19 protein-coding genes are annotated in these 24,329 nt (G+C 71.2%); 18 read left to right on the forward strand and 1 reads right to left on the reverse strand.

Going from position 1 to position 24,329, the window contains the following annotated elements:
• Nucleotides 1-145 precede the first annotated feature (145 nt).
• The 3 genes from ESG85_RS17950 to clpX all read left to right on the forward strand — a co-directional run bounded on the left by ESG85_RS17950 (nt 146) and on the right by clpX (nt 2,927).
• Entirely contained in the window at nt 146-763 is a 618-nt protein-coding gene (locus tag ESG85_RS17950; RefSeq protein ID WP_128980426.1) for an ATP-dependent Clp protease proteolytic subunit, read from the forward strand.
• Nucleotides 764-824: 61 nt separating this feature from the next.
• Entirely contained in the window at nt 825-1,487 is a 663-nt protein-coding gene (locus tag ESG85_RS17955) for an ATP-dependent Clp protease proteolytic subunit (protein WP_181019059.1), read from the forward strand.
• 156 nt (nt 1,488-1,643) lie between these two features.
• Nucleotides 1,644-2,927, forward strand: a complete 1,284-nt coding sequence (gene clpX / locus ESG85_RS17960) for an ATP-dependent Clp protease ATP-binding subunit ClpX (protein WP_128980430.1) — start codon at nt 1,644-1,646, stop codon at nt 2,925-2,927.
• Nucleotides 2,928-3,012: 85 nt separating this feature from the next.
• On the opposite strand, the gene ESG85_RS17965 is transcribed toward clpX, so the two are convergent.
• Complete coding sequence (locus tag ESG85_RS17965; RefSeq protein WP_128980432.1) at nt 3,013-3,987, reverse strand: hypothetical protein; 975 nt, start codon at nt 3,985-3,987, stop codon at nt 3,013-3,015.
• Between the two features lie 138 nt (nt 3,988-4,125).
• Here ESG85_RS17965 and ESG85_RS17970 point away from each other — a divergent pair, with 138 nt between their 5' ends.
• From ESG85_RS17970 to ESG85_RS18035, 15 genes are all read left to right on the forward strand, one after another.
• Nucleotides 4,126-6,774 (forward strand): valine--tRNA ligase, encoded by a 2,649-nt coding sequence (locus tag ESG85_RS17970; protein ID WP_128980434.1) that lies wholly within the window; start codon nt 4,126-4,128, stop codon nt 6,772-6,774.
• A gap of 255 nt (nt 6,775-7,029) precedes the next feature.
• Entirely contained in the window at nt 7,030-8,172 is a 1,143-nt protein-coding gene (locus ESG85_RS17975) for a sensor histidine kinase (protein WP_246095116.1), read from the forward strand.
• Nucleotides 8,173-8,345: 173 nt separating this feature from the next.
• The gene (gene folC, locus ESG85_RS17980; protein ID WP_128980464.1) at nt 8,346-9,818 is read left to right on the forward strand and encodes a bifunctional tetrahydrofolate synthase/dihydrofolate synthase; all 1,473 of its coding nucleotides are present in this window, start codon (nt 8,346-8,348) and stop codon (nt 9,816-9,818) included.
• Between the two features lie 4 nt (nt 9,819-9,822).
• Nucleotides 9,823-10,176 (forward strand): DUF4233 domain-containing protein, encoded by a 354-nt coding sequence (locus ESG85_RS17985; protein WP_128980438.1) that lies wholly within the window; start codon nt 9,823-9,825, stop codon nt 10,174-10,176.
• A 183-nt stretch (nt 10,177-10,359) separates the two neighbouring features.
• Complete coding sequence (gene ndk, locus ESG85_RS17990; RefSeq protein WP_128980440.1) at nt 10,360-10,773, forward strand: nucleoside-diphosphate kinase; 414 nt, start codon at nt 10,360-10,362, stop codon at nt 10,771-10,773.
• Nucleotides 10,774-11,136: 363 nt separating this feature from the next.
• On the forward strand, nt 11,137-12,156 hold the full coding sequence (locus ESG85_RS17995; protein WP_046905593.1) for a rod shape-determining protein: 1,020 nt from the start codon (nt 11,137-11,139) through the stop codon (nt 12,154-12,156).
• 74 nt (nt 12,157-12,230) lie between these two features.
• Nucleotides 12,231-13,250, forward strand: coding sequence for a rod shape-determining protein MreC (gene mreC, locus ESG85_RS18000; protein ID WP_128980442.1), 1,020 nt, complete (start codon nt 12,231-12,233; stop codon nt 13,248-13,250).
• Complete coding sequence (mreD, locus tag ESG85_RS18005) at nt 13,247-13,915, forward strand: rod shape-determining protein MreD (protein WP_128980444.1); 669 nt, start codon at nt 13,247-13,249, stop codon at nt 13,913-13,915. Before mreC ends, mreD begins: the two co-directional genes overlap by 4 nt.
• Before the next feature lie 19 nt (nt 13,916-13,934).
• Complete coding sequence (gene mrdA, locus ESG85_RS18010; protein ID WP_128980446.1) at nt 13,935-16,130, forward strand: penicillin-binding protein 2; 2,196 nt, start codon at nt 13,935-13,937, stop codon at nt 16,128-16,130.
• A 3-nt stretch (nt 16,131-16,133) separates the two neighbouring features.
• Nucleotides 16,134-17,333, forward strand: a complete 1,200-nt coding sequence (gene rodA / locus ESG85_RS18015; protein ID WP_128980448.1) for a rod shape-determining protein RodA — start codon at nt 16,134-16,136, stop codon at nt 17,331-17,333.
• A gap of 226 nt (nt 17,334-17,559) precedes the next feature.
• Complete coding sequence (locus ESG85_RS18020; RefSeq protein WP_128980450.1) at nt 17,560-19,095, forward strand: CYTH and CHAD domain-containing protein; 1,536 nt, start codon at nt 17,560-17,562, stop codon at nt 19,093-19,095.
• Between the two features lie 52 nt (nt 19,096-19,147).
• Nucleotides 19,148-21,076 carry a TIGR03960 family B12-binding radical SAM protein gene (locus tag ESG85_RS18025; RefSeq protein WP_128980452.1) on the forward strand — a complete coding sequence of 643 codons (1,929 nt, stop codon included), beginning with the start codon at nt 19,148-19,150 and terminating at the stop codon, nt 21,074-21,076.
• A 29-nt stretch (nt 21,077-21,105) separates the two neighbouring features.
• Nucleotides 21,106-21,267, forward strand: a complete 162-nt coding sequence (locus tag ESG85_RS35025) for a hypothetical protein (RefSeq protein WP_164986263.1) — start codon at nt 21,106-21,108, stop codon at nt 21,265-21,267.
• A 256-nt stretch (nt 21,268-21,523) separates the two neighbouring features.
• The gene (locus tag ESG85_RS18030) at nt 21,524-23,029 is read left to right on the forward strand and encodes a hypothetical protein (RefSeq protein ID WP_128980454.1); all 1,506 of its coding nucleotides are present in this window, start codon (nt 21,524-21,526) and stop codon (nt 23,027-23,029) included.
• A 124-nt stretch (nt 23,030-23,153) separates the two neighbouring features.
• Nucleotides 23,154-23,945, forward strand: coding sequence for a TIGR03936 family radical SAM-associated protein (locus ESG85_RS18035; RefSeq protein WP_128980456.1), 792 nt, complete (start codon nt 23,154-23,156; stop codon nt 23,943-23,945).
• Nucleotides 23,946-24,329 lie beyond the last annotated feature (384 nt).

Here is a 24,329-nt window from a genome sequence, read left to right on the forward strand (position 1 = left end):
CAACTACCTTGCGCTCCCAGCGAACAGTTCGGGAACCGGGATGGCGTTGTCCTACCTGCGCGTTAGGGTCCATGAATACGAGGGCACTGCCCTCAGAACGAGACGCGAGACGGCCCGGGGCCGTCGGAGACGAGCAGGTGGATACGTGACGAATCTGAAGCCTTACGCCGCGGGTGAGCCGTCCATCGGTGGCGGCCTCGGCGACCATGTCTACAACCGGCTGCTCGGCGAGCGGATCATCTTCCTCGGCCAGCAGGTCGACGACGAGATCGCCAACAAGATCACCGCGCAGATGCTCCTCCTGGCCGCCGAGCCGGACAAGGACATCTTCCTGTACATCAACAGCCCCGGTGGCTCCGTGACGGCCGGCATGGCCGTCTACGACACCATGCAGTACATCCCGAACGACGTCGTCACCATCGGTATGGGCATGGCGGCCTCGATGGGCCAGTTCCTGCTCACCGGCGGCACCCCCGGCAAGCGCTTCGCGCTGCCGAACACCGACATCCTGATGCACCAGGGCTCCGCCGGCATCGGCGGCACCGCCTCGGACATCAAGATCCAGGCCGAGTACCTTCTCCGCACGAAGAAGCGCATGGCCGAGATCACCGCGCACCACTCCGGCCAGACCGTCGAGGCGATCATCCGCGACGGCGACCGTGACCGCTGGTTCACCGCGGACGAGGCGAAGGAGTACGGCCTCATCGACGACATCATCACCCACGCCGCGGGTGTCCCGGGCGGCGGCGGCACGGGCGCCTGAGCCCCGGCAGCCCGCTCCAGAGCCCCAGCCCACGATCGCCCTCAGGATGGTGAACAGCCCCATGACCCCGAACTTCTCCGCGAGCGGCCTCTACACCGGCCCGCAGGTGGACAACCGCTACGTCGTGCCCCGCTTCGTCGAGCGCACCTCGCAGGGCGTCCGCGAGTACGACCCGTACGCGAAGCTCTTCGAGGAGCGCGTGATCTTCCTCGGCGTGCAGATCGACGACGCCTCGGCCAACGACGTCATGGCGCAGCTGCTGTGCCTGGAGTCGATGGACCCGGACCGCGACATCTCGATCTACATCAACAGCCCGGGCGGCTCCTTCACCGCCCTCACGGCCATCTACGACACGATGCAGTTCGTCAAGCCGGACATCCAGACGGTCTGCATGGGCCAGGCGGCGTCCGCGGCGGCCGTGCTGCTCGCCGCCGGCACCCCCGGCAAGCGGATGGCCCTGCCGAACGCCCGCGTGCTGATCCACCAGCCCTCCGGCGGCACCGGCCGTGAGCAGCTCTCCGACCTGGAGATCGCGGCCAACGAGATCCTGCGCATGCGCAGCCAGCTCGAGGAGATGCTGGCCAAGCACTCCTCGACCCCGATCGAGAAGATCCGCGACGACATCGAGCGCGACAAGATCCTGACCGCCGAGGACGCCCTCGCGTACGGCCTGATCGACCAGATCATCTCGACCCGCAAGAGCACGGCCGCCGCGGCAGCCTGACGCTCGACCTTCCCTCTCCCCGGTGGGCATGGCCGAATCCCGCCCATGCCAACCGGGGCAAGGGGGGCCCGAACGGGGGGCCCGGCAAGGTACCGTCGAATATGAGGCACCAGGAGTCGCTGAACCAAGCGCTCCCAGGCGAAGGGGAAGCACCTCGTGGCACGCATCGGTGATGGCGGCGATCTGCTCAAGTGCTCGTTCTGCGGAAAGAGCCAGAAGCAGGTGAAGAAGCTCATCGCAGGCCCCGGTGTGTACATCTGCGACGAGTGCATCGACCTCTGCAACGAGATCATCGAGGAGGAGCTCGCGGAGACGAGCGAGGTGCGCTGGGAAGAGCTTCCCAAGCCCCGCGAGATCTACGAGTTCCTCGAGGGCTACGTGGTCGGCCAGGAGCCGGCCAAGAAGGCCCTCTCGGTCGCGGTGTACAACCACTACAAGCGCGTCCAGGCCGGCGAGAACGGCGGCGCGCAGGGCCGGGACGACGCCATCGAACTGGCGAAGTCCAACATCCTGCTGCTCGGCCCCACGGGGTCCGGCAAGACCCTCCTGGCCCAGACGCTGGCCCGCATGCTGAACGTGCCGTTCGCCATCGCCGACGCGACGGCGCTCACGGAGGCGGGCTACGTCGGCGAGGACGTCGAGAACATCCTGCTCAAGCTGATCCAGGCCGCGGACTACGACGTCAAGAAGGCCGAGACCGGGATCATCTACATCGACGAGATCGACAAGGTCGCCCGTAAGAGCGAAAACCCGTCGATCACGCGTGACGTCTCCGGCGAGGGCGTGCAGCAGGCCCTCCTGAAGATCCTGGAGGGCACGACGGCCTCCGTCCCGCCGCAGGGCGGCCGGAAGCACCCGCACCAGGAGTTCATCCAGATCGACACGACGAACGTGCTGTTCATCGTGGGCGGCGCCTTCGCCGGCCTGGAGAAGATCATCGAGTCGCGGGCCGGCGCCAAGGGCATCGGCTTCGGCGCGACCATCCGCTCCAAGCGGGAGATCGAGGCCAGCGACCAGTTCCAGGAGGTCATGCCGGAGGACCTGGTGAAGTTCGGGATGATCCCCGAGTTCATCGGCCGTCTCCCCGTCATCACCTCGGTCCACAACCTGGACCGCGAGGCCCTCCTCAAGATCCTCGTCGAGCCGCGCAACGCGCTGGTGAAGCAGTACCAGCGCCTCTTCGAACTCGACGGCGTGGAGCTGGACTTCGACCGTCCGGCCCTGGAGGCCATCGCCGACCAGGCCATCCTCCGCGGCACCGGCGCGCGCGGCCTGCGCGCCATCATGGAGGAGGTCCTCCAGTCGGTGATGTACGAGGTCCCGTCCCGCAAGGACGTGGCCCGCGTCGTCATCACGGCGGACGTGGTCCGCGACAACGTGAACCCGACGCTGGTGCCCCGGATCGTGAAGAACGACGGCAGGCACGAGAAGAGCGCCTAGCCGCCGCACGCACCACGCGAAGGGGCGCACCGCCGGATTCCGGCGGTGCGCCCCTTCGTCGTGTCACTCACGCACCGTCGTGCGATCAGGCCTTGCTGCGCGAGGCCTTGTAGTGCTGCGCGGCCACCTCGGCGACCTGGTCGAGCGACGGCGACTGCCCGAGCATGGCACCGGCGGTGTCCATGAGGTTGACCACGCCGTACGTGCTGTAGTCGGCCCAGATGCAGGTGGGGATCTTGAACTCCTTCGGCCCCTTCTCGAGGGAGCCGTCACCGCTGGGGTTCGAGAACTTGATGTACTGGCACTTCATCAGCGCGCCCTCGAAGCCGGCGGGCGTCTTCTCCTCCGGGGTGCCGACGGCCTCGATCTTCAGCCCCTCGCCGAGGTCCGTGTTCTCCTTCTTCGTGAGGTTGCCGAAGCCGCCGTCGATGGCCTTCTCCGGGTCGGCGATCTCGCCCCACGTGCCGTTCAGGCTCATGCTCTTGGACTTCATCGGGTCGGAGGAGTCGCCGGCCCGGTAATCGGCCTTGACCATCTGCGGGTTGGTGACGCCGAGCGCGGCCGCGTTCTCCTTCTGCTTGGCGCTCATGGTGACCGGCTTGGCACTGCCCTTGATCTTGTACTCGCCGACCGTCTCGGCCGGGGTCACCTTGTAGCCCTTGGTGTCGTCCGCCACGGCACTGTTGCCGGCGCCGCCGCCGAACACGAAGTACGCGCCCACGCCGATCGCCGCCACCACCGCGATGCCGCCGATGACCCAGCCGGCCTTGCCCTTCTTCACGGGCGGCGGCGGGGGCATGTAGCCGCCGGGGCCCTGCGGGGCGCCGTACGGGGGCTGCTGGGGCGGCTGGCCGTACGGGCCGGGCTGCTGGGGCTGCTGCGGGTAGCCGTACGGCTGCTGCGGCGGGACGCCCTGCGGTGCCTGCTGCGGGTAGCCGTAGCCCGGCTGCGGCGCCTGCGGCTGGCCGTAGGGGCCCGGCTGGCCGCCGTAGGGGCCGGGCTGCTGGCCGTAAGGGTTCGGCTGGCCGCCGCCGTACGGGCCGGGCTGGTTGTAGCTCATGGACAGGTTCCCCTCACAGGATGTTTATGCGTAGCGAACATCCTGTCGGAAGGCGCGCCCCGCCGGGGCAGTGGGGGGCACACCGTTACCGAACAATCGAGTTTCAGGACAGGTCCGGGACACCTCTAAACTGGGCCCGTGACCGAGAACACTCAGCAGCAGACAGCAGCCACCACCGAACTGCCGACCCAGTACACGCCGGCCGAGGTAGAGGGGCCGCTGTACGAGCGCTGGGTAGAGCGCGGGTACTTCGAGGCGGACGCGAAGAGCGAGAAGCCGCCGTACACCATCGTCATTCCGCCGCCGAACGTCACCGGCTCGCTCCACCTGGGCCACGCCTTCCAGCACACGCTGATGGACGCCCTCGTCCGCCGCAAGCGCATGCAGGGCTTCGAAGCCCTGTGGCTGCCCGGCATGGACCACGCCGGCATCGCCACCCAGAACAAGGTCGAGCAGCAGCTCGCCGAGGAGGGCAAGTCCCGCCACGACCTGGGCCGCGAGGAGTTCGTCGAGCGCGTCTGGCAGTGGAAGGACGAGTACGGCGGCCGGATCCTCGGCCAGATGCGCCGCCTCGGCGACGGCGTCGACTGGTCCCGCGAGCGGTTCACCATGGACGAGGGCCTGTCCCGTGCCGTCCAGACCATCTTCAAGAAGCTCTACGACGACGAGCTGATCTACCGCGCCGAGCGCATCATCAACTGGTGTCCGCGCTGCCTCACTGCGATCTCCGACATCGAGGTCGAGTACCAGGAGGACGCGGGCGAGCTCGTCTCCATCCGCTACGGCGAGGGCGACGACAGCCTGGTCGTCGCCACCACCCGCGCCGAGACGATGCTCGGTGACACCGCCGTCGCCGTCCACCCGGACGACGAGCGCTACCGGCACCTGGTCGGCAAGCGGATCAAGCTGCCGCTGACCGACCGCACGATCCCCGTCGTCGCCGACACCCACGTCGACCCCGAGTTCGGCACCGGCGCCGTCAAGGTGACGCCGGCGCACGACCCGAACGACTTCGCGATCGGCCGGCGCCACGACCTGCCCTCGCTGTCCGTCATGGACGAGCACGGCGTCATCACCGTCCACGGCCCCTTCCTCGGCCTGGACCGCTTCGAGGCCCGCTCGGCGATCGTCGGCGCGCTGAAGGAGCAGGGCCGGATCGTCGCCGAGAAGCGCCCGTACATGCACTCCGTCGGTCACTGCTCGCGCTGCAAGACCACCGTCGAGCCGCGCCTGTCGATGCAGTGGTGGGTCAAGGTCGGCCCGCTGGCCCAGCAGGCCGGCGACGCCGTCCGTGACGGCCGCGTCAAGATCCACCCCGAGGAGATGTCGCGGCGCTACTTCGACTGGGTCGACAACATGCACGACTGGTGCATCTCGCGCCAGCTGTGGTGGGGCCACCGCATCCCGATCTGGTACGGCCCGAACGGCGAGGTCGTCTGCCTCGGCCCCGACGACGAGGCGCCCGCCGGCGAGGGTTGGACCCAGGACCCCGACGTCCTGGACACCTGGTTCTCCTCCGGCCTGTGGCCGTTCTCCACGCTCGGCTGGCCGGAGAAGACCCCGGACCTGGAGAAGTTCTACTCGACCGACGTCCTGCTCACCGGCCACGACATCATCTTCTTCTGGGTCGCCCGGATGATGATGTTCGGTCTGTACGCGATGGACGGCCAGGTCCCGTTCACGACGATCGCGCTCACCGGCCTCGTCCGCGACGAGTTCGGCAAGAAGATGTCGAAGTCGAACCCGAACGCGGTCGACCCCCTGGACTGGATGGACGCGTACGGCTCCGACGCCGTCCGCTTCACCCTCGCCAAGGGAGCCAACCCGGGTGCCGACGTCCCGATCGGCGAAGACTGGGTCCAGGCGTCCCGGAACTTCGCCAACAAGATCTGGAACGCCACCCGCTTCGCGATGATGAACGGCGCGACGGTCGAGGGTCCGCTGCCGGACGCCTCCGCGATGTCGGCGACCGACCGCTGGATCCTGTCCCGCCTCAACGAGACGGTCGCGCAGGTCGACGCGTACTACGAGGACTTCCAGTTCGCCAAGCTGAGCGAGTCGCTCTACCACTTCGCGTGGGACGAGGTCTTCGCCTGGTACGTCGAGCTCTCGAAGACCACGTTCTTCGCGGGCGGCGAGCAGGCCAAGGTCTCCGGCCGGGTCCTCGGCGAGGTCCTGGACGTCATGCTGCGGCTGCTGCACCCCATCGTCCCGTTCGTCACCGACACCCTGTGGACCACCCTCACGGGCGGCGAGTCCCTGGTGATCGCCGACTGGCCGAAGGCCGTGTTCGTTCCTGGGGCTGACGCCCCGGGGGGCTTCCGCGACAAGGCGGCCGAGGAGGAGATCGAGCTCGTCCAGCGGCTCGTCACCGAGGTCCGCCGGTTCCGCAAGGAGCAGGGCCTCCAGGACGCGCAGAAGGTCCCCGCCCGCCTCGAGCTCGACGGCACCGCGCTCGTCGCGCACGAGGCCGCCATCCGCCAGCTGCTGCGCCTCCAGCCGGAGGGCGAGGGCTTCTCCGCCACCGCCTCCCTGCCGGTCGCCGGCGCGACGGTCTCGCTCGACCTGTCGGGCACGATCGACGTCGCCGCCGAGCGCAAGCGGCTCGCGAAGGACCTGGCCGCCGCCGAGAAGGAGAAGGCGCAGGCCGAAGGCAAGCTCGGCAACGAGGCGTTCCTGGCGAAGGCCCCGGACAACGTGGTCGACAAGATCCGTGGCCGCCTCGCCAAGGCGGAGGAGGACATCGCCCGCATCCAGGCCCAGCTGGAGCGCCTGCCGCAGGCGTGACGTGCGAGGCATGACGCCCGAGGCGTGACGGAGGGACCCGGAACCATCGGTGGATCGATGGTTCCGGGCCCCTCCGCGTCGACCGGTCCTCAGGACCTCCTGCGCTCCGCCGCGACCGGCCCCGCGCTCGCCGTCGCCGCGTGTTCCGCCGGGTCTTCGTCCAGAATCCACACCATGAGCGAAGTGCCCGATGTCACGCAGGGCGGGACTTCGGGTCCTCGGCGCCGGGACGAAGGACCCGGGATGATGGAACGCATGCTTCCTCTTCCCGCCCACCGCTCCGCGCTGCGCCGCCGCGTGGACCGGTGGGCGGAGTCGCCCAGGGCGGCGGACGTCGTCGCCGCGCTCAGCGCCTTCGGCCTGATGCTCCTGGACGTGCCGGGGCTCGCCCGCGAGGACAACTCGCTCACCGGCGCCACCGCAGCCCTGGCCCTCGCGGCCGGCGCGGCCACCCTGGTGCTGCGGCGGAAGGCGCCCTGGGTGCCCTTCCTGGTGGCATTCGGCCTGCTGGGCTGGCTGCACGAGCTCACGATGATCCAGTTCGCGCTGTACTCGCTCGGCCGCTTCCGGGGCCGCCGCATCGCCGTCCTCGCCACCGCCCTGTACGTCGGCACGGCCTGCGCGTACTACGAGATGCCCGGCTGGCCAGGCCCGCACGGCGAGAACCTCAGCGACTTCCTCGGCCTCGTCGTCCCGATCGGCGTCCTCGCCGCGGGCGTCGGCATCGCCGCGCACCGCCACGACCTCGTGCGCGCCCTGGAGACCCAGCGGCGGGAGGCCGCCGCGCGGCAGGCCGTCCAGGAGGAACGGATCTCGGTCGGAAGGGACGTCCACGACCTGGTGGGCCGCGAGCTCACCGTGCTGGCGGTGCGGGCCGAGGTGCTGGCCGTACGGGCCAGGGGAGAGGCGCACCGGAAGGACTTCGAGGAGCTCGCCGACACCGCGCGGCGCGCCCACCACATGCTCAACGAGACGGTCGTGCGGCGGGGCGACGGGGCCGCCGCCACGCCCGGCCTCGAAGGGCTGACCGCGCTCGCCGAGGAGAGCGAGCGGATGGGCAGCCCGGTGCACCTGGTCGTCGCCGAGGAGGCGAAGGCGCTGTCGCCGCTGCGGCAGACGGCCGTCCACCGGGTGGTCCAGGAGTGCCTGACGAACGCCGCCAAGCACGCGCCGGGCCTCCCGGTCGGCGTCACCATCGAGCTCGACGGCCCGTCCCTGCGGGTCGAGGTCCGCAACCCGCTCGCCCCGGCCCCGCCGCACCGCGCCCCGGTCTCGACCGGAACCGGCCTCTTCTCCATGGACGAACGCGTCACCAGCATGGGCGGCACCCTGCACGCCCGCCCCGAGCACGGCGCCTACGTGGTCACGGCGACCCTCCCGTCGGGCCTGCCCCGCTGACGGCACGGCCCGACCGGTCCCGGGCGCCCCGCACCCGGCCGGCAGACCCGGAAGGGGTGCTCCGTGGCCGGGTCCGTGCCGCTCCGTAGACTGGTCGCGTGAGTGAGCCGAGCGACCAGAGCGACCGCGACCAGTTCGACGACGAACGGTTCGACGACGGCGACCAGGGCGACCTGTTCGACGACATCGTCGACACCGAGACGACACGCGACCCCGACCTGGCGGTGATCGAGGCCGGCAGCCGCACCCTGCGCGCCATGTCCGGCCCGCCGCAGGGCGACCCGGTGCCCTCCCGGCCCGCCGACCCCGAGGTCGACAAGGCGCTCCGCGAGGTCGAGACCGAGCTGTCCACCCGCTGGGGCGAGACCAAGCTGGAGCCCTCGGTCACCCGGATCGCCGCCCTGATGGACGTCCTCGGCGATCCGCAGCGCGCGTACCCGTCGATCCACGTGACCGGCACCAACGGCAAGACCTCCACCGCCCGCATGATCGAGGCGCTGCTCGGCGCCTTCGACCTGCGCACCGGCCGCTACACCTCGCCGCACGTGCAGACCATCACCGAGCGGATCAGCCTCGACGGCGCCCCGATCGACCCGGAGCGCTTCATCGAGACGTACCGGGACATCGCGCCGTACGTCGAGCTGGTCGACGCCCGCGAGGAGTACCGGCTGTCCTTCTTCGAGGTGCTGACCGGCATGGCGTACGCGGCCTTCGCCGACGCCCCGGTCGACGCGGCCGTCGTCGAGGTCGGCATGGGCGGCACGTGGGACGCCACCAACGTCATCGACGCCTCCGTCGCCGTGGTCACCCCGATCGACCTGGACCACACCGACCGGCTCGGCGGGACGACCGCCGAGATCGCCGGCGAGAAGTCCGGGATCATCAAGCAGGGCGCGACCGTGATCCTCGCCCAGCAGCCGGTCGACGCCGCCCAGGTGCTCCTGAAGAAGGCCGTCGACGTGGACGCGACCGTGGCCCGCGAGGGCATGGAGTTCGGCGTCGTCGCCCGCGAGGTGGCGGTCGGCGGCCAGCTCCTCACCCTGCGCGGCCTGGGCGGCGAGTACGAGGACGTGTTCCTGCCGCTGCACGGCGCCTACCAGGCGCACAACGCGGCCGTGGCGCTCGCCGCCGTCGAGGCCTTCTTCGGCATCGGCGCGCAGCACGCCCGCACCCTGGACATCGACACGGTCCGCCGGGCCTTCGCGCAGGTGGCCTCGCCCGGCCGCCTGGAGGTCGTGCGCAAGTCGCCGACGGTCATCCTGGACGCCGCGCACAACCCGCACGGAGCCCGCGCCACCGCCGAGGGCGTCAGCGAGGCCTTCGGCTTCTCGCGGCTCGTCGGCGTGGTGTCGACCAGCGGCGACAAGGACGCCAAGGGTCTCCTGGAGGCCTTCGAGCCGATCTTCGCGGAGGTCGTGATCACCGCGAACTCCAATCCGCGGGCCACCGACGTCGACGCGCTGGCCGCGCTCGCCGTCGAGGTCTTCGGCGAGGACCGGGTGGTCGTCGAACCGCGCCTGGACGACGCTCTGGAGACGGCGATCACCCTCGCCGAGGAGGAGGGCGAGTACGCGGGCGCGGGCGTCCTCGTGACGGGTTCCATCTTCACGGTCGGCGACGCCCGGCTGCTGCTCAAGAAGGGCTGACCCCATGCGGGTGCTGTGTTCCTCGACGCTGATCGGCGAGTTCTTCGTGATCGGGTTCGCCGGTCTGGTCGCCATGAAGGACGACTCGCTGGCGATGTCCACGGTGTGGTGGGTCTGCGGGATCGCCATGGTCCTGTCGGTGCTGCTGTGCGGGACGATCACCCGCCCGGGCGGCGTCCAGCTGGGCTGGGCCCTGCAGATCGCGCTGGTCGCGAGCGGCTTCGTGGTGCCGGTCATGTTCTTCCTCGGCGTGGTCTTCGCCGTCCTGTGGTGGGCCTCGGTGCACTACGGCCGGAAGATCGACGCCATCAAGGCCGACTGGGCGGCCCGCCAGGAGGCGGAGTCCGCCGCCACCTGACCGACGGCCGGGCCGGGGCCGCCAGGCCCGGGCGGCGTCCCCGCCCCACCCGACGGGCCCTGGCCCCGCCACCCGACCGACGGCCGGGCCGGGCCCCGCACGGCCTGACTCTGCGTGACGACCCCCGGTGCGGGCCCTGTAGATTCGGAGACCCGCACACCGTTGTTCCTAAGGAGTTCCCCCGTGAGCCAGCGATCGCTCGTCCTGCTCAAGCCCGACGCCGTCCGCCGCGGTCTGATCGGCGAGATCATCGGCCGCATCGAGCGCAAGGCGGGCTGGACCATCACGGCCCTGGAGATGCGCGAGCTGGACCAGGAGACGCTGGAGCAGCACTACGGCGAGCACAAGGGCAAGCCCTTCTACGAGCCGCTGATGGGCTTCATGCAGTCCGGCCCGGTCGTCGCGCTCGTCGTCGAGGGCGAGCGGGTCATCGAGGGCCTGCGCACCCTGGCCGGCCCGACCGACCCGATCGCCGCCGCCCCGGGCTCCATCCGCGGCGACTTCGGCACCATCGTCCGCGAGAACCTCATCCACGCCTCGGACTCCGAGGAGTCCGCCGTCCGCGAGCTGAAGATCTTCTTCCCGGGCCTCTCCTGACGACACCGCCCGACGGCCGTGACCTGCGGCGGCCCCGCCCGAGGGACCGGCCCGGCGGCCGCGCCCGACGGCCTGCGCTGACCCGGTGTCAGCCGATCAGCCCATGCCCGGGGGCGACCGAAGGAATTCGGTCGCCCCCAGGCATATGAACGCCGAACCCGGGAACGGATCGCCGCGTCATTCCGTCACCTATACAGAGGTGGACTGGGGTACTCCGCCGCGCGGTATCCGGGCGGGCGGCACTACGATTGGGAAAACTCCACGCCGCACCACCCTTCAGTCACCATCTCGCCGACCTGAGAAGCCGTCAACGCTCCGCTAGGGAAGGCCCGACGCATCCTCATGGGAAACAAGGGGAACTCAATGTCGTTCATCGGCCGTGACATGGCTGTCGACCTCGGGACCGCCAACACGCTGGTGTACGTCAGGGGTCGAGGCATCGTTCTGAACGAGCCGTCCGTCGTCGCGATCAACACCAACACCGGCGGGATCCTCGCGGTCGGCGCCGAGGCGAAGAAGATGATCGGCCGCACGCCGGGCAACATCGTCGCCGTCCGTCCGCTCAAGGACGGGGTGATCGCCGACTTCGAGATCACCGAGCGCATGCTGCGCTACTTCATCCTGAAGATCCACAAGCGTCGCTACCTGGCCCGCCCCCGGGTCGTCGTCTGCGTGCCCTCCGGCATCACCGGAGTCGAGCGCCGCGCCGTCATCGAGGCCTCCACCCAGGCCGGCGCCCGCCAGGTGCACATCATCGAGGAGCCCATGGCCGCCGCCATCGGCTCGGGCCTCCCGGTCCACGAGGCCACCGGCAACATGGTCGTCGACATCGGCGGCGGCACCACCGAGGTGGCCGTCATCTCCCTCGGCGGAATCGTCACGGCACAGTCCATCCGGGTGGCCGGCGACGAGCTCGACAACGCGATCATCCAGCACATCAAGAAGGAGTACTCGCTCCTCCTCGGTGAGCGGACCGCCGAGCAGATCAAGATCACCATCGGTTCCGCCTACGACCTCGACCAGGACGAGCACACCGAGATCCGCGGCCGCGACCTCGTCTCCGGCCTGCCGAAGACCGTCGTCATCTCGGCGGCCGAGGTCCGCAAGGCCATCGAGGAACCGGTCAACGCCATCGTCGACGCGGTGAAGACCACCCTCGACAAGTGCCCGCCGGAACTGTCCGGTGACGTCATGGACCGCGGCATCGTTCTCACGGGTGGCGGCGCCCTGCTCCGCGGCCTCGACGAACGCCTGCGCCGCGAGACCGGCATGCCGATCCACATCGCCGAGGACCCGCTGGACTCGGTGGCCCTGGGATCCGGCAAGTGCGTCGAGGAGTTCGAGGCGCTCCAGCAGGTCCTGGACGCCCAGCCGCGCCGCTGACCGGCCGGGCCCCGGGCCCGTACGGTACGCACATCTGCACAATGAACCACGAGGGAAGGGCACGGCCGCCGCACGTGAGGGACACACGAGAGAGCCGGCTGCTCCTGGTACTGCTGATCGCCATCGCGTTCGCACTGATCACGGTGGACATCCGGGGAGGCCAGGAGTCGCCGGTCGACGGTGCCCGACAGGCCGCGGCCGCGGTCTTCGGCCCCGTCGAGAACGGCGTCGCCTCGGCGGTCGACCCCATCGGCAACGCGATAGGAGCCGTCCGCGACTCCGGCGAGCGGCACAACCGGATCGCCGCCCTGGAGCAGGAGAACGCCGCCCTCAAGGCGAAGCTCGGCAGCGACGACCGCAACCGCAACCGGCTGCGCGAACTCGACGCCATGCTGAAGACCGCCGGCGCCGGCCAGTACGGCATCAAGGGCGCCCAGGTCATCGCCATAGGAGCCGCCCAGGGCTTCTCCTGGACCGTCACCATCGACATCGGCGCCCGCGACGGCGTCCGGCGCGATATGACGGTGCTCAACGGCTCCGGACTCGTCGGCCGCGTCACCACCGTCGGCCCCACCACGTCCACCGTGCTGCTCGCCAACGACCCCGACTTCACCGTCGGCACCCGCATGGAGAAGAGCGACGAGCTCGGCTTCGCCACCGGACAGGGCGACCGTCCGCTGCTCGTCCAGCTCCTCAACGGCAAGGCCGGCGTCAAGCCGGGCGACCGCCTCGTCACCTTCGGCTCCGCCGGCAACAAGCCCTTCGTGCCCGGAGTGCCCGTCGGCGAGGTCGTCCGCGTCGACCCGCTCGGCGGCAGCCTCACCCGCAACGTCCACGTCCGCCCGTACGTCGGATTCACCAAGCTCGACATCGTCGGCGTCGTGGTCCAGGCCCCGCGCACCGACCCGCGCGACATGGTCCTGCCGCCCAAGCCCAAGCCGGCCCCGACCGTCACCGTCACGGTCACCCCGCCGCCCCCGGACGGACAGAACCAAACCCAGGACCAGAACCGGCAGCAGGGCGTGAAGCCGGAGGACCAGGCCCGGCAGCCCGACGCCGACAACCCGCCGCAGGACCAGGGGGAGACACCGTGAAGCTCAACCGCATCCTCCTCTCCGCCGCCCTGATCGTCGTCGCGCTCGTCGTCCAGGTCTCCGTCCTCGCCCGCCTCCAGCTCCCCGGCGCCGTCCCCGACCTCGTCCTGCTCACCGTCGTGGCCCTCGCCCTGGTGCACGGACACGTCACCGGCGCCCTCGTCGGCTTCACCGCCGGCCTGCTCGCCGACCTCGCCCCGCCCGCCGACCACGCCGCCGGACGCTACGCGCTCGTCCTGTGCGTCGTCGGCTACCTCTGCGGCCTCGCCCGCCCCGAGAACGGCCGGCTCAAGTCCGCCACCGGACCCATGGCCGTGGTCGTCGCCGCCGCCGTCGGCTCCACCCTCCTCTACGCGGGCGTCGGCGCCCTCGTCGGCGACACCGCCGCCCGCCATGTCGGCCTCGGCTCCCTGCTGTTCACCGCGGCCCTCTACGACCTGCTCCTCGCGCCCTTCACCGTGCCGCTCATCATGGCCGTCGCCCGGCGCGCGGAGAACGACCCGCTGGCCGAGGCCAACGGAGCGGGCGGAGCCGACGTCGCCTCCGGCTGGCTCTCCTCCGGCACCGGCCTGAGGATCGGCACCCAGCGCAGCGGCCTGCTCGTCAAGGCCGCCCGCACGCGCGCCGGACGCGCCGGACGCATCAAGGGAGTCAAGCGACTGTGACCCAGGGGGCAGCGGCAGCATGAGCAACATCCCCGAGACCGGGCGGACACCCCGCGTCCAGATCCGGCTCGTCGTCATCCAGGTACTCGTCTTCTCCCTGCTCTTCACCCTCGGCGGACGCCTCTGGTACCTCCAGATCCGCAACGGCAAGGAGTACGCCGACGAGGCCAAGAGCAACAACATCCAGCAGGTCGTCCAGCCCGCCGTGCGCGGCTCCATCCTCGACGCCCGCGGCGTTCCGCTCGCCGACAACGAGACCCGGCTCGTGGTCTCCGCCTCGCGCACCGAGCTGATGAAGATGAAGGACGACGGCAAGGCCGTCCTCACCCGGCTCGCCGGCGTCCTGGGCATGAAGCCCCAGGACGTCATGAACAAGATCCGGCTCTGCGACTCCCGGACGCCCAAGCCCTGCTGGAACGGCTCCCCCTACCAGCCCATCCCGGTGACCGACAAGGCCACCACCCAGCAGGCCCTGACCATCCGCGAGGCCTCCGAGGACTTCCCCGGCATCACCGCCGAACTCGCCGCCGTCCGCCGCTACCCGGCCCCCGGCAAGGCCCGCACCTCCCAGGTCCTCGGCTACCTCTCGCCCGTCACCGACGACGAGATCGAGAAGGCCAAGGACAGCGAATCGCCGTTCCTCCGCTCCGACCAGGTGGGCCGCTCCGGCATCGAGCGCACCTACGACAAGGAACTGCGCGGCCAGGCCGGCGTCACCCGCTACGAGGTGGACAACCTCGGCCGCGTCATGGGCCAGACGAAGTCCGACCCCGGCGTGGCCGGCTCCACCCTCGTCACCAGCATCGACGCCCGCGTGCAGGCCGTCGCCGAGTACGAGCTCGCCCAGGCCATGAAGACGGTGCGCGGCGAGACCGACAAGATCACCGGCCGCCCGTACGAGGCGGACTCGGGCGCCGTCGTCGTCATGGAGTCGAAGACCGGCCGCGTCATCGCCATGGCCTCCCAGCCCGACTACGACCCCAACGTCTGGGTCGGCGGCATCTCCGCCAAGGACTACGCCGCCCTCACCAGCAAGGACTCCAACTACCCGCTGCTCAACCGGGCCATCCAGGGCCAGGCCCCGGCCGGCTCCGTCTTCAAGGTCGTGTCGGCGAGCGCCGCCGTGCGCGCCGGCCACGACTTCAACGACAAGTACCTCTGCAGCAGCTCGTACAGCATGGGCAACCGCAGCTTCGCGAACTTCGAGTCCCAGGGCCACGGCCCCATCACCCTCGGCGACGCCCTCAAGTACTCCTGCAACACCGTCTTCTACCGCCTCGGCCACCAGGAGTGGATCCGCGACGGCGGCCTCAAGCCCAAGAAGGACGCCAAGGACTGGTTCTACCGGACCGCCCGCGACTTCGGCTTCGGCGGCGAGACCGGCATCGACCTCCCCAACGAGGTCAAGGGCCGCATCCCGGACCGCCAGTGGAAGCAGAGCTTCTGGGAGGCCAACAAGGACGCCTGGTGCAAGCAGGGCAGGAAGGGCGGCACGTACGTCGAGCAGATCGCGTACGAGAGCTGCCTCGAAGGCAACCAGCTGAAGGCCTACGACAGCATCAACTTCGCCATCGGCCAGGGCGACGTCCTCATCACCCCCATCCAGCTCGCCACCGTCTACGCGGCCATCAGCAACGGCGGCACCCTCTACGACCCCACCGTCGGCAAGGCCGTGATCAGCCCCGACGGCAAGAAGGTCCGGGAGATCAAGCCCCAGGCCCACGGCCGGCTGCCCGTCGACGCCAAGACCATCAAGGACCTCGACAAGGGCCTGCGCTCCGTCGTCGAACCCGGCGGCACCGCCGCCTGGCGCTTCGGCGGCTGGCCCCAGGACAAGATCCCCATGCACGCCAAGACCGGCACCGCCCAGGTCTACGGCAAGCAGACCACCTCCTGGTTCGCGACCTACACCCGCGACTACACCATCGTCATGACGATCTCCCAGGGCGGCACCGGCTCCGGCGCCTCCGGCCCCGCCGTGCGCAACATCTACGACGCCCTCTACGGCCTCGACGACGCCGGCAACCAGGACCTCAAGCGGGCCCTCCTGCCCCAGCCGCAGAAGACCCTGCCGAAGATCAACCCCGACGGCACCATCGAGGCACCCGCCGTCAAGCCGTACGACCCCAAGTCGCAGCTGGTCGACCCGAACGCCGAGGAGGACCGCGGCGGACAGGAACCGCTCCACGGCCCGCCCCCCTTCCTGAGGGACTGACCGATGACGACACGCACGAGTTTCTCCGTCTCCCGCTACGCACCCGAACGCGGCGCCCTCGCCCGGATCACCGCCCGCGACTCGGTGCTGCGCCGGCTCGACTGGCCGATCCTGCTGTCCTCGCTGGCGCTCTCGCTCATCGGCGCCCTGCTCGTCTGGTCCGCCACCCGCGGCCGCACCGAACTGAACCAGGGCGACCCGTACTACTTCCTGTTCCGCCACGTCCTGAACACCGGCATCGGGCTCGCCCTGATGATCGGCACCGTCTGGCTCGGCCACCGCACCCTGCGCGGCGCCGTACCGATCCTCTACGGCATCTCGATCCTGCTGATCCTCGCCGTCCTCACCCCGCTCGGCGCCACCATCAACGGCGCCCACGCGTGGATCGTCATCGGCGGTGGCTTCTCGCTCCAGCCCAGCGAGTTCGTGAAGATCACCATCATCCTGGTGATGGCCATGCTGCTCGCCGCCAAGGTCGACGCCGGCGACCAGCTCCACCCCGACCACGGCACCGTCGCCAAGGCCCTCGCCCTGGCCGCCCTGCCCATGGGCATCGTCATGCTGATGCCCGACCTCGGCTCCGTCATGGTCATGGCCGTCATCGTGCTCGGCGTCCTGCTCGCCTCCGGCGCCTCCAACCGCTGGGTCCTCGGCCTCATCGGCGCGGGCGTCCTCGGCGCGGTCCTGGTCACCACGCTCGGCATGCTCGACGAGTACCAGATCAACCGCTTCGCCGCCTTCGCCAACCCCGAACTCGACCCGGCCGGCGTCGGCTACAACACCAACCAGGCCCGCATCGCGATCGGCTCCGGCGGCCTGTACGGCGCGGGCCTCTTCAAGGGCCACCAGACCACCGGCCAGTTCGTGCCCGAGCAGCAGACCGACTTCATCTTCACCGTCGCCGGCGAGGAACTCGGCTTCATCGGCGCCGGTCTCATCCTCGCGCTGCTCGGCGTGATCCTGTGGCGCGCCTGCCGCATCGCCCGCGAGACGACCGAGCTGTACGGCACGGTCGTGGCCGCCGGCATCATCGCCTGGTTCGCCTTCCAGTCCTTCGAGAACATCGGCATGACCCTCGGCATCATGCCGGTCGCGGGCCTGCCCCTGCCGTTCGTGTCGTACGGCGGCTCGTCGATGTTCGCGGTGTGGGTGGCGATCGGACTGCTCCAGTCGATCAGGGTGCAGCGGCCGATGAGCGCGTGACCCGGGGCGCGGACGCGCGACGGCCCGCGCACCCTGCCCCCGGCCCGCGGACCGCACCCCTTTCCCGCGCACCCCGCACCCTGCCCGCGGCACCCGCCCTCGGCCCGCGGCCCCTGCCCCCGGCCCGCGCACCCCAACACCACCGGCACACCCCGCCCTTTTCCCCGCACCCCGCCCTTTTCCCCCGCACCCTGCCCTTTCCCCGTCGGCCGTCTAGATTCGATGCATGACGGACGGCGCGGAGACCAAGCGCGAGACCGAGCGGAAGTACGAGGCCCCCGAGGGAACGGCGGTCCCTGACCTCACCACGGTCCGGGGCGTGGCGGCCGTCCGCGACGAGGGCGTCACCGAACTCGACGCGGTCTACCACGACACGCCCGACCTGCGCCTCGCCGCCGACTCCCTCACCCTGCGCCGCCGCACCGGCGGCGAGGACGCCGGCTGGCACCTGAAGTTCCCCGTCGCCTCCGGCATCCGCGACGAGATCAGGGCCCCGCTCTCGGACAGCCTCCCCGGCGCCCTGGCGGGGCTCCTGCGTTCCCGCGTCCGCGACCGCACGGTCGTCCCCGTCGTCCGCCTCCGCACCTCCCGCCACGTCCGCCGGCTCACCGCCGAGGACGGCACCCCCCTCGCCGAACTCTCCGTCGACACCGTCCACGCCGAACACCTGCCGACCGGCGCCCGGACCTCCTGGACCGAGATCGAGGTCGAACTCGCCGACGACGCCGACGAAACCGTCCTCGACGCGGTCGGGAGACACCTGAAGAAGGCGGGCATCCACCCGTCGAAAGCCCCCTCCAAACTGGCCAGAGCCCTCGAGGACACGGGCGCCCGTCCGGCCGGAGGCCAGGCCGCCGCCCCGGCCCCGTGCCCCGCCGGCACCGCCGGACACGCCGTCCTCGCGTACGTGCGCGAACAGGCCGACGCGCTCGTCGCCCTCGATCCCGCCGTGCGACGGGACCTGCCCGACGCCGTGCACCGGATGCGCGTCGCCTCCCGCCGCCTGCGCAGCGCCCTCAAGACGTACCGGAAAGTGCTCGACCGGACCGTCACCGACCCGCTCGGCGACGAGCTGAAATGGCTCGCCGGGGAACTCGGCCGGGCACGTGACCTGGAGGTCCTGGAAGCCCGCCTGCACGCCGCGCTCGACGCGCTGCCGCCCGAGCAGACCATCGGACCCGTCCGCGCCCGGCTGCGCACCTGGCGCGCGGCCAGGGACAGGGAAGCCCGCCGCCACGTCCTCGACGCCCTCGACTCCGACCGCCACCTGGCCCTCCTCGGCCGCCTCGACGCCCTCCTCGCCGACCCGCCCCTGCTCCCCGGCGCGAAGAAGAAGGCGGCCGAGGTCCTGCCCAAGGCGATCCGCCGCGACCACCGCCGCCTCTCCCACCGCATCGACCGCGCCCTCGCCCTCGACCCCGGCCACGAACGCGACCTCGCCCTCCACGAGGCCCGCAAGGCCGCCAAACGCGCCCGCTACGCCGGCGACGCCGCCGTACCGACCCTCGGCAAGCCGGCCAGGCGTTACGCGAAACGCGTCAAGGCCGTGCAGACCTGCCTCGGCGAACACCAGGACGCCGTCGTCGCCCGCGGCGCCCTGCTCGACCTCGCCGACGAGGCCCACGCGGCCGGCGAGACCGCGTTCACCTGGGGCGTCCTGCACGCGCGGGAGGGCGCCGCGGCCCAGGCCAGGCAGCAGGAGCTCCCGGCGCTCTGGCGGCGGGCCTCGGCCCGGCGAATCCGGGCGGCGCTGGGCCGCTGAGCACCGGGGTACGCTTGAGAGTCGCCCCCCTGCCAGCTCACGAAGGTTCGAGATGTCTGCTGCCGAGTCTGTCTTCCCGCAGCTCGAAGCCCTGCTCCCGCACGTGCAGAAGCCGATTCAGTACGTCGGTGGAGAGCTGAACTCCACGGTCAAGCCGTGGGAGTCCGCCGACGTCCGCTGGGCGCTGATGTACCCGGACGCGTACGAGGTCGGCCTGCCCAACCAGGGCGTCATGATCCTCTACGAGGTACTCAACGAGCGCGAGGGCGTCCTCGCCGAGCGCACCTACAGCGTCTGGCCGGACCTCGAAGAACTGATGCGCGAGCACAAGGTGCCGCAGTTCACCGTCGACAGCCACCGCCCCGTCGGGGCCTTCGACGTCTTCGGCCTCAGCTTCTCCACCGAGCTGGGCTACACCAACATGCTCACCGCCCTCGACCTGGCGGGCATCCCGCTGGAGTCGAAGGACCGCACCGTCGACCACCCGATCGTGCTCGCCGGCGGCCACGCCGCCTTCAACCCCGAGCCGATCGCCGACTTCATCGACGCGGCGATCATCGGCGACGGCGAGCAGGCCGTGCTCGACATGACCGAGATCATCCGGCAGTGGAAGGCGGAGGGCAGGCCGGGTGGCCGCGAGGAGGTCCTCTTCCGGCTCGCCAAGACCGGCGGCGTGTACATCCCGCGCTTCTACGACGTCGAGTACCTGCCGGACGGCCGCATCGGCCGCGTCGTCCCGAACAAGTCCGGTGTGCCGTGGCGCGTCTCCAAGCACACCGTCATGGACCTCGACGAGTGGCCGTACCCGAAGCAGCCGCTCGTCCCGCTCGCCGAGACCGTCCACGAGCGGATGTCCGTCGAGATCTTCCGCGGCTGCACCCGCGGCTGCCGCTTCTGCCAGGCCGGCATGATCACGCGCCCCGTGCGGGAGCGAAGCATCACCGGCATCGGCGAGATGGTGGACCGCGGCCTGAAGGCCACGGGCTTCGAGGAGGTCGGCCTCCTCTCCCTGTCCTCCGCGGACCACTCCGAGATCGGCGACATCGCCAAGGGCCTCGCGGACCGCTACGAGGACGACAAGATCGGCCTCTCGCTGCCGTCCACCCGCGTCGACGCCTTCAACGTCGACCTGGCCAACGAGCTGACCCGCAACGGCCGCCGCTCCGGCCTCACCTTCGCCCCCGAGGGCGGCTCCGAGCGCATGCGCAAGGTCATCAACAAGATGGTCTCGGAGGAGGACCTCATCCGGACGGTCTCCACGGCGTACGGCAACGGCTGGCGCCAGGTGAAGCTGTACTTCATGTGCGGCCTGCCGACGGAGACCGACGAGGACGTCCTGCAGATCGCCGACATGGCGATGAACGTGATCGCCGAGGGCCGCAAGGTCTCCGGCCAGAACGACATCCGCTGCACCGTCTCCATCGGCGGCTTCGTCCCGAAGCCCCACACCCCGTTCCAGTGGGCGCCGCAGCTCTCCGCCGAGGAGACCGACGAGCGCCTGGCGAAGCTCCGGGACAAGATCCGCGGCGACAAGAAGTACGGCCGCTCGATCGGCTTCCGCTACCACGACGGCAAGCCCGGCATCGTCGAGGGCCTGCTCTCCCGCGGCGACCGCCGCATCGGCGCCGTCATCCGCGCGGTCTACGAGGACGGCGGCCGCTTCGACGGCTGGCGCGAGCACTTCTCGTACGACCGCTGGATGGCCTGCGCCGAGAAGACGCTCCCGGAGTACGGCGTGGACGTCGCCTGGTACACCACCCGCGAGCGCACCTACGAGGAGGTCCTGCCCTGGGACCACCTGGACTCGGGCCTCGACAAGGACTGGCTCTGGGAGGACTGGCAGGACGCTCTCGACGAGACCGAGGTCGAGGACTGCCGCTGGACGCCGTGCTTCGACTGCGGCGTGTGCCCTCAGATGGACACGGCCATTCAAATCGGCCCCACCGGCAAGAAGCTGCTCCCGCTCACGGTCAAGAAGTAGCCGTGACCAGCGGCGATGCCATCCAACGGATGGCTGAGCCGCTTGCCGGCATCTCCGAGGCGGACCGCGCCGGAGCCCTTCGAGGGCTCGGCGCGAAGGAGCGCGAGCAGACTCCCCGCCGTGAGCGGCGCGCGCCGCTTCCCGCCCCTCGGCGAGGCTCGGGGATCGTCTCGGCGGTCGAGTGGGTGTAAGGCGTGGAGAGGCGTTCGGACGATCCTGTCCGGGCGCCTCTCGCCGTTTCCGCGGGCCGGGCGACCACCTGAAGCACGAGACGGCCGTGCGCCGTACCGGGGTCGATGTGGGCCGGTGCCCCCGTGACTGCCTCGAACCCGATGCCTCGCTCTCGGAGGGTCTCGCCAACACGTAGTCCGAGCAGCCCGCGTATCAGTCGGGTGACGGCCCGGCGGAAGGTGAACCTTCCGCCGGGCCGTCGGCGTCCTGGTGGTCATGAGCACGGAAAACCCGGAGCCCGTCCCGCCCGCCCCGCACGCGCTGATCCGCATCCCGGTGCGGATCGTCGTGCTGCTCCTCGTCCTGCCGGTCCGCATGGCCTGGGACGCCCTCAAGGCCACCGGCCGCTTCGTCGACCGCACCCTGCTCCGCCCGGCGGGCCGCGGCCTGGCCTGGCTCTACGACCACACGGTCCGCCGCCCGGCCCGATGGCTGTGGCACGAGGTCCTCGTCCCGGCGGGCCGCGGCGTGGCCTGGGCGGTGACGGGCGTCGGGCGCGGGATCGGGTGGGTCTTCGGCGGGCTGTGGCGGGGTGTCGCGTGGGCCGGTACGGGTGCCGGGCGCGGGCTGGCCTGGGGGCTCGCCCGGCTCTGGCGGGGGCTCGTGGTCGTGGGCACGGTGCTCGGGAAGGGGATCGCCTGGCCGTTGGCCGGTCTCTGGCGGTATGTGGTCGTGCCCGTCGTCCGGTACGGGGTGGTCGTGCCCCTCGGGTGGGTGTACCGCTCGGTGCTCGTTCCGGTGGGGCGCGCGGTCGGGTGGCTGCTCACCCGTTCGGGGCGCGGGCTGGCGTGGCTGTTCACCGGGCTCGGCCGCGGGCTGGCGTGGGTGTTCGGCGGGCTCTGGCGGGGGCTGGCGTGGGTGTTCGGCGGGCTCTGGCGGGGGCTGGCGTGGGTGTTCGGCGGGCTCTGGCGGGGGCTGGCGTGGGTGTTCGGCGGGCTCTGGCGGGGGCTGGCGTGGGTGTTCGGCGGGCTCTGGCGGGGGCTGGCGTGGGTGTTCGGCGGGCTCTGGCGAGGGCTGGCGTGGGTGCTCTCCGCTGTCGGGCGGGGGCTCGTGTGGCTCGGGCGGGGGATCGGCTGGGCGGTCTCCGGGCTCTGGCGGGGGCTGGTGGCCGGGGTCGTCCTGCTGGGGAAGGCGGTGGCGTGGCCGTTCGCCGCGGTGTGGCGGTACCTGGTCGTGCCCGTCGTCACGTACGGCATCGTCCGGCCGGCGGTCTGGCTGTGGCGGCGGGTCCTCGTGCCCGTCGGGCGTGAGGTGCGCGACGCGCTCGCCATCTGCTGGCGGGCCGCCGGCTTCGTGTCCCGCGCCGTGGGGCGCGGCATCGCCTGGGTGGCCCGCAATCTGGTGGCGCGGCCACTGGTCTGGGCGGCGCGTCACCTGGTCGCGCGGCCGGTCTCGTGGGTCGCGCGGAACCTGGTGCGGCGGCCCGCCGTCTGGGTGTACCGGGAGGTCTGCACGCCCGCCGGGCACTGGGTGCGGGACTCCGTGTGGAACCCGGCCCGCAGGGCCGCCGCCGAGGCGCGGCAGGCGGCGCGCGCGGCGCTCGCCTCCGCCCGCGACACCGTCCGGCAGGCCCGTCAGGACGCCTGGCGGGCACTGATCGGCGGGAGCGGGTCGGACCGGGCCGGGGAACCGCAGGTGGCGGGTGCGCGTACTCTGGGTAGTACAACGAACGTCCCCGGCGCGGCGCCCGCACCCGAGATCTCCCCGCAGAAGCGGGGGTGAGCCGGGCGGGACCCCCAGGGCACACCCGCATTTCGAGGGCGGCGCGGCCGGCCGTGCCGCCCCGCATCGAGGAGAAGAACCACTGGGCAAGCGACAGCCCGAAGGCCCGCCGCCCGCACCGGCGGTGCAGCGCATCCGACTGCGCTACACCAAGCGCGGCCGCCTCCGGTTCACCAGCCACCGTGACTTCCAGCGCGCTTTCGAGCGTGCGCTGCGCCGTGCCGAGGTGCCCATGGCGTACTCGGCCGGATTCACCCCGCACCCGAAGGTCTCGTACGCCAACGCCGCCCCGACGGGTACGGGCTCCGAGGCCGAGTACCTCGAGATCGCGCTCACCGAGTCCCGAGACCCGGAGACGCTGCGCGCCATGCTCGACGAGTCCATGCCGACGGGCCTCGACATCGTCGACGCCGTGGAGGCCCGGACCTCCGGCCTCGCCGACCGGCTCACCGCCTCCGTGTGGGAGCTGCGGCTCGACGGCGTCGACGTGGACGCGGCCCGCAAGGCCGTCGACGCGTTTCTCGCGGCCGAGACCGTGGAAGTACAGCGCAAGACCAAGAACGGTCTGCGCACCTTCGACACCCGCGGTGCCGTCGTGGAGCTGACCGCGGTCCCCGCCCCGGGCGATCCCCAGGGTGATGGGCCGCTGGACAGCGCCTGTGCGATACTGCGGCTGGTTGTTCGGCACGTGACACCTGCCGTACGACCCGACGACGTCCTGTCCGGTCTCCGAGCTGTGGCCGACCTGGCGCCGCCGGTCCCCGCTGCGGTGACCAGGCTGGCGCAGGGGCTCTTCGACGAGGAGTCCGGCACGGTGACCGACCCGCTCGCGCCCGACCGCGAGGCTGTCACGGCCGCTCCACCCACGGCCGCCGCGACCACCTCTGCGACGGCGCCGGGTGCGGGCACCGCGTAAGGACCGGTCGTCGCAGCGCCGCCCTGGACTCGGGAGCCATCTGGGTCGGGCAGCGCACTGACCAGGAGACTTTCGCCAGGCCGTCCGCACAGGGCGTACGGAACCGGCGAGCCAGACACTGAAGCTCCCGTGCGGCGCCCGCGCCCCGGGCGGCGGTACCGCGCTTCCCGCGCGTCCGTGCCGCCGGACCGGAACCAGGCGCGGCGCCCGGGAGCGTGACGGGAGAACCGCCCGCATGCTCGAACAGCCCGAAGAGAACGAGAACACCGCACCCGGTGACAAGCTGCCGCCGCGCCGTCGGCGGCGCGCCGCTTCCCGGCCGGCCGGCCCGCCGGTGACGGCCGGAGGTACCGACGCCGCCGAGACCGCCGCCCCGGCCGCCGA

The organism is Streptomyces roseicoloratus (genome assembly GCF_004117935.1).
In the GTDB taxonomy this organism is placed as follows: domain Bacteria; phylum Actinomycetota; class Actinomycetes; order Streptomycetales; family Streptomycetaceae; genus Streptomyces; species Streptomyces roseicoloratus.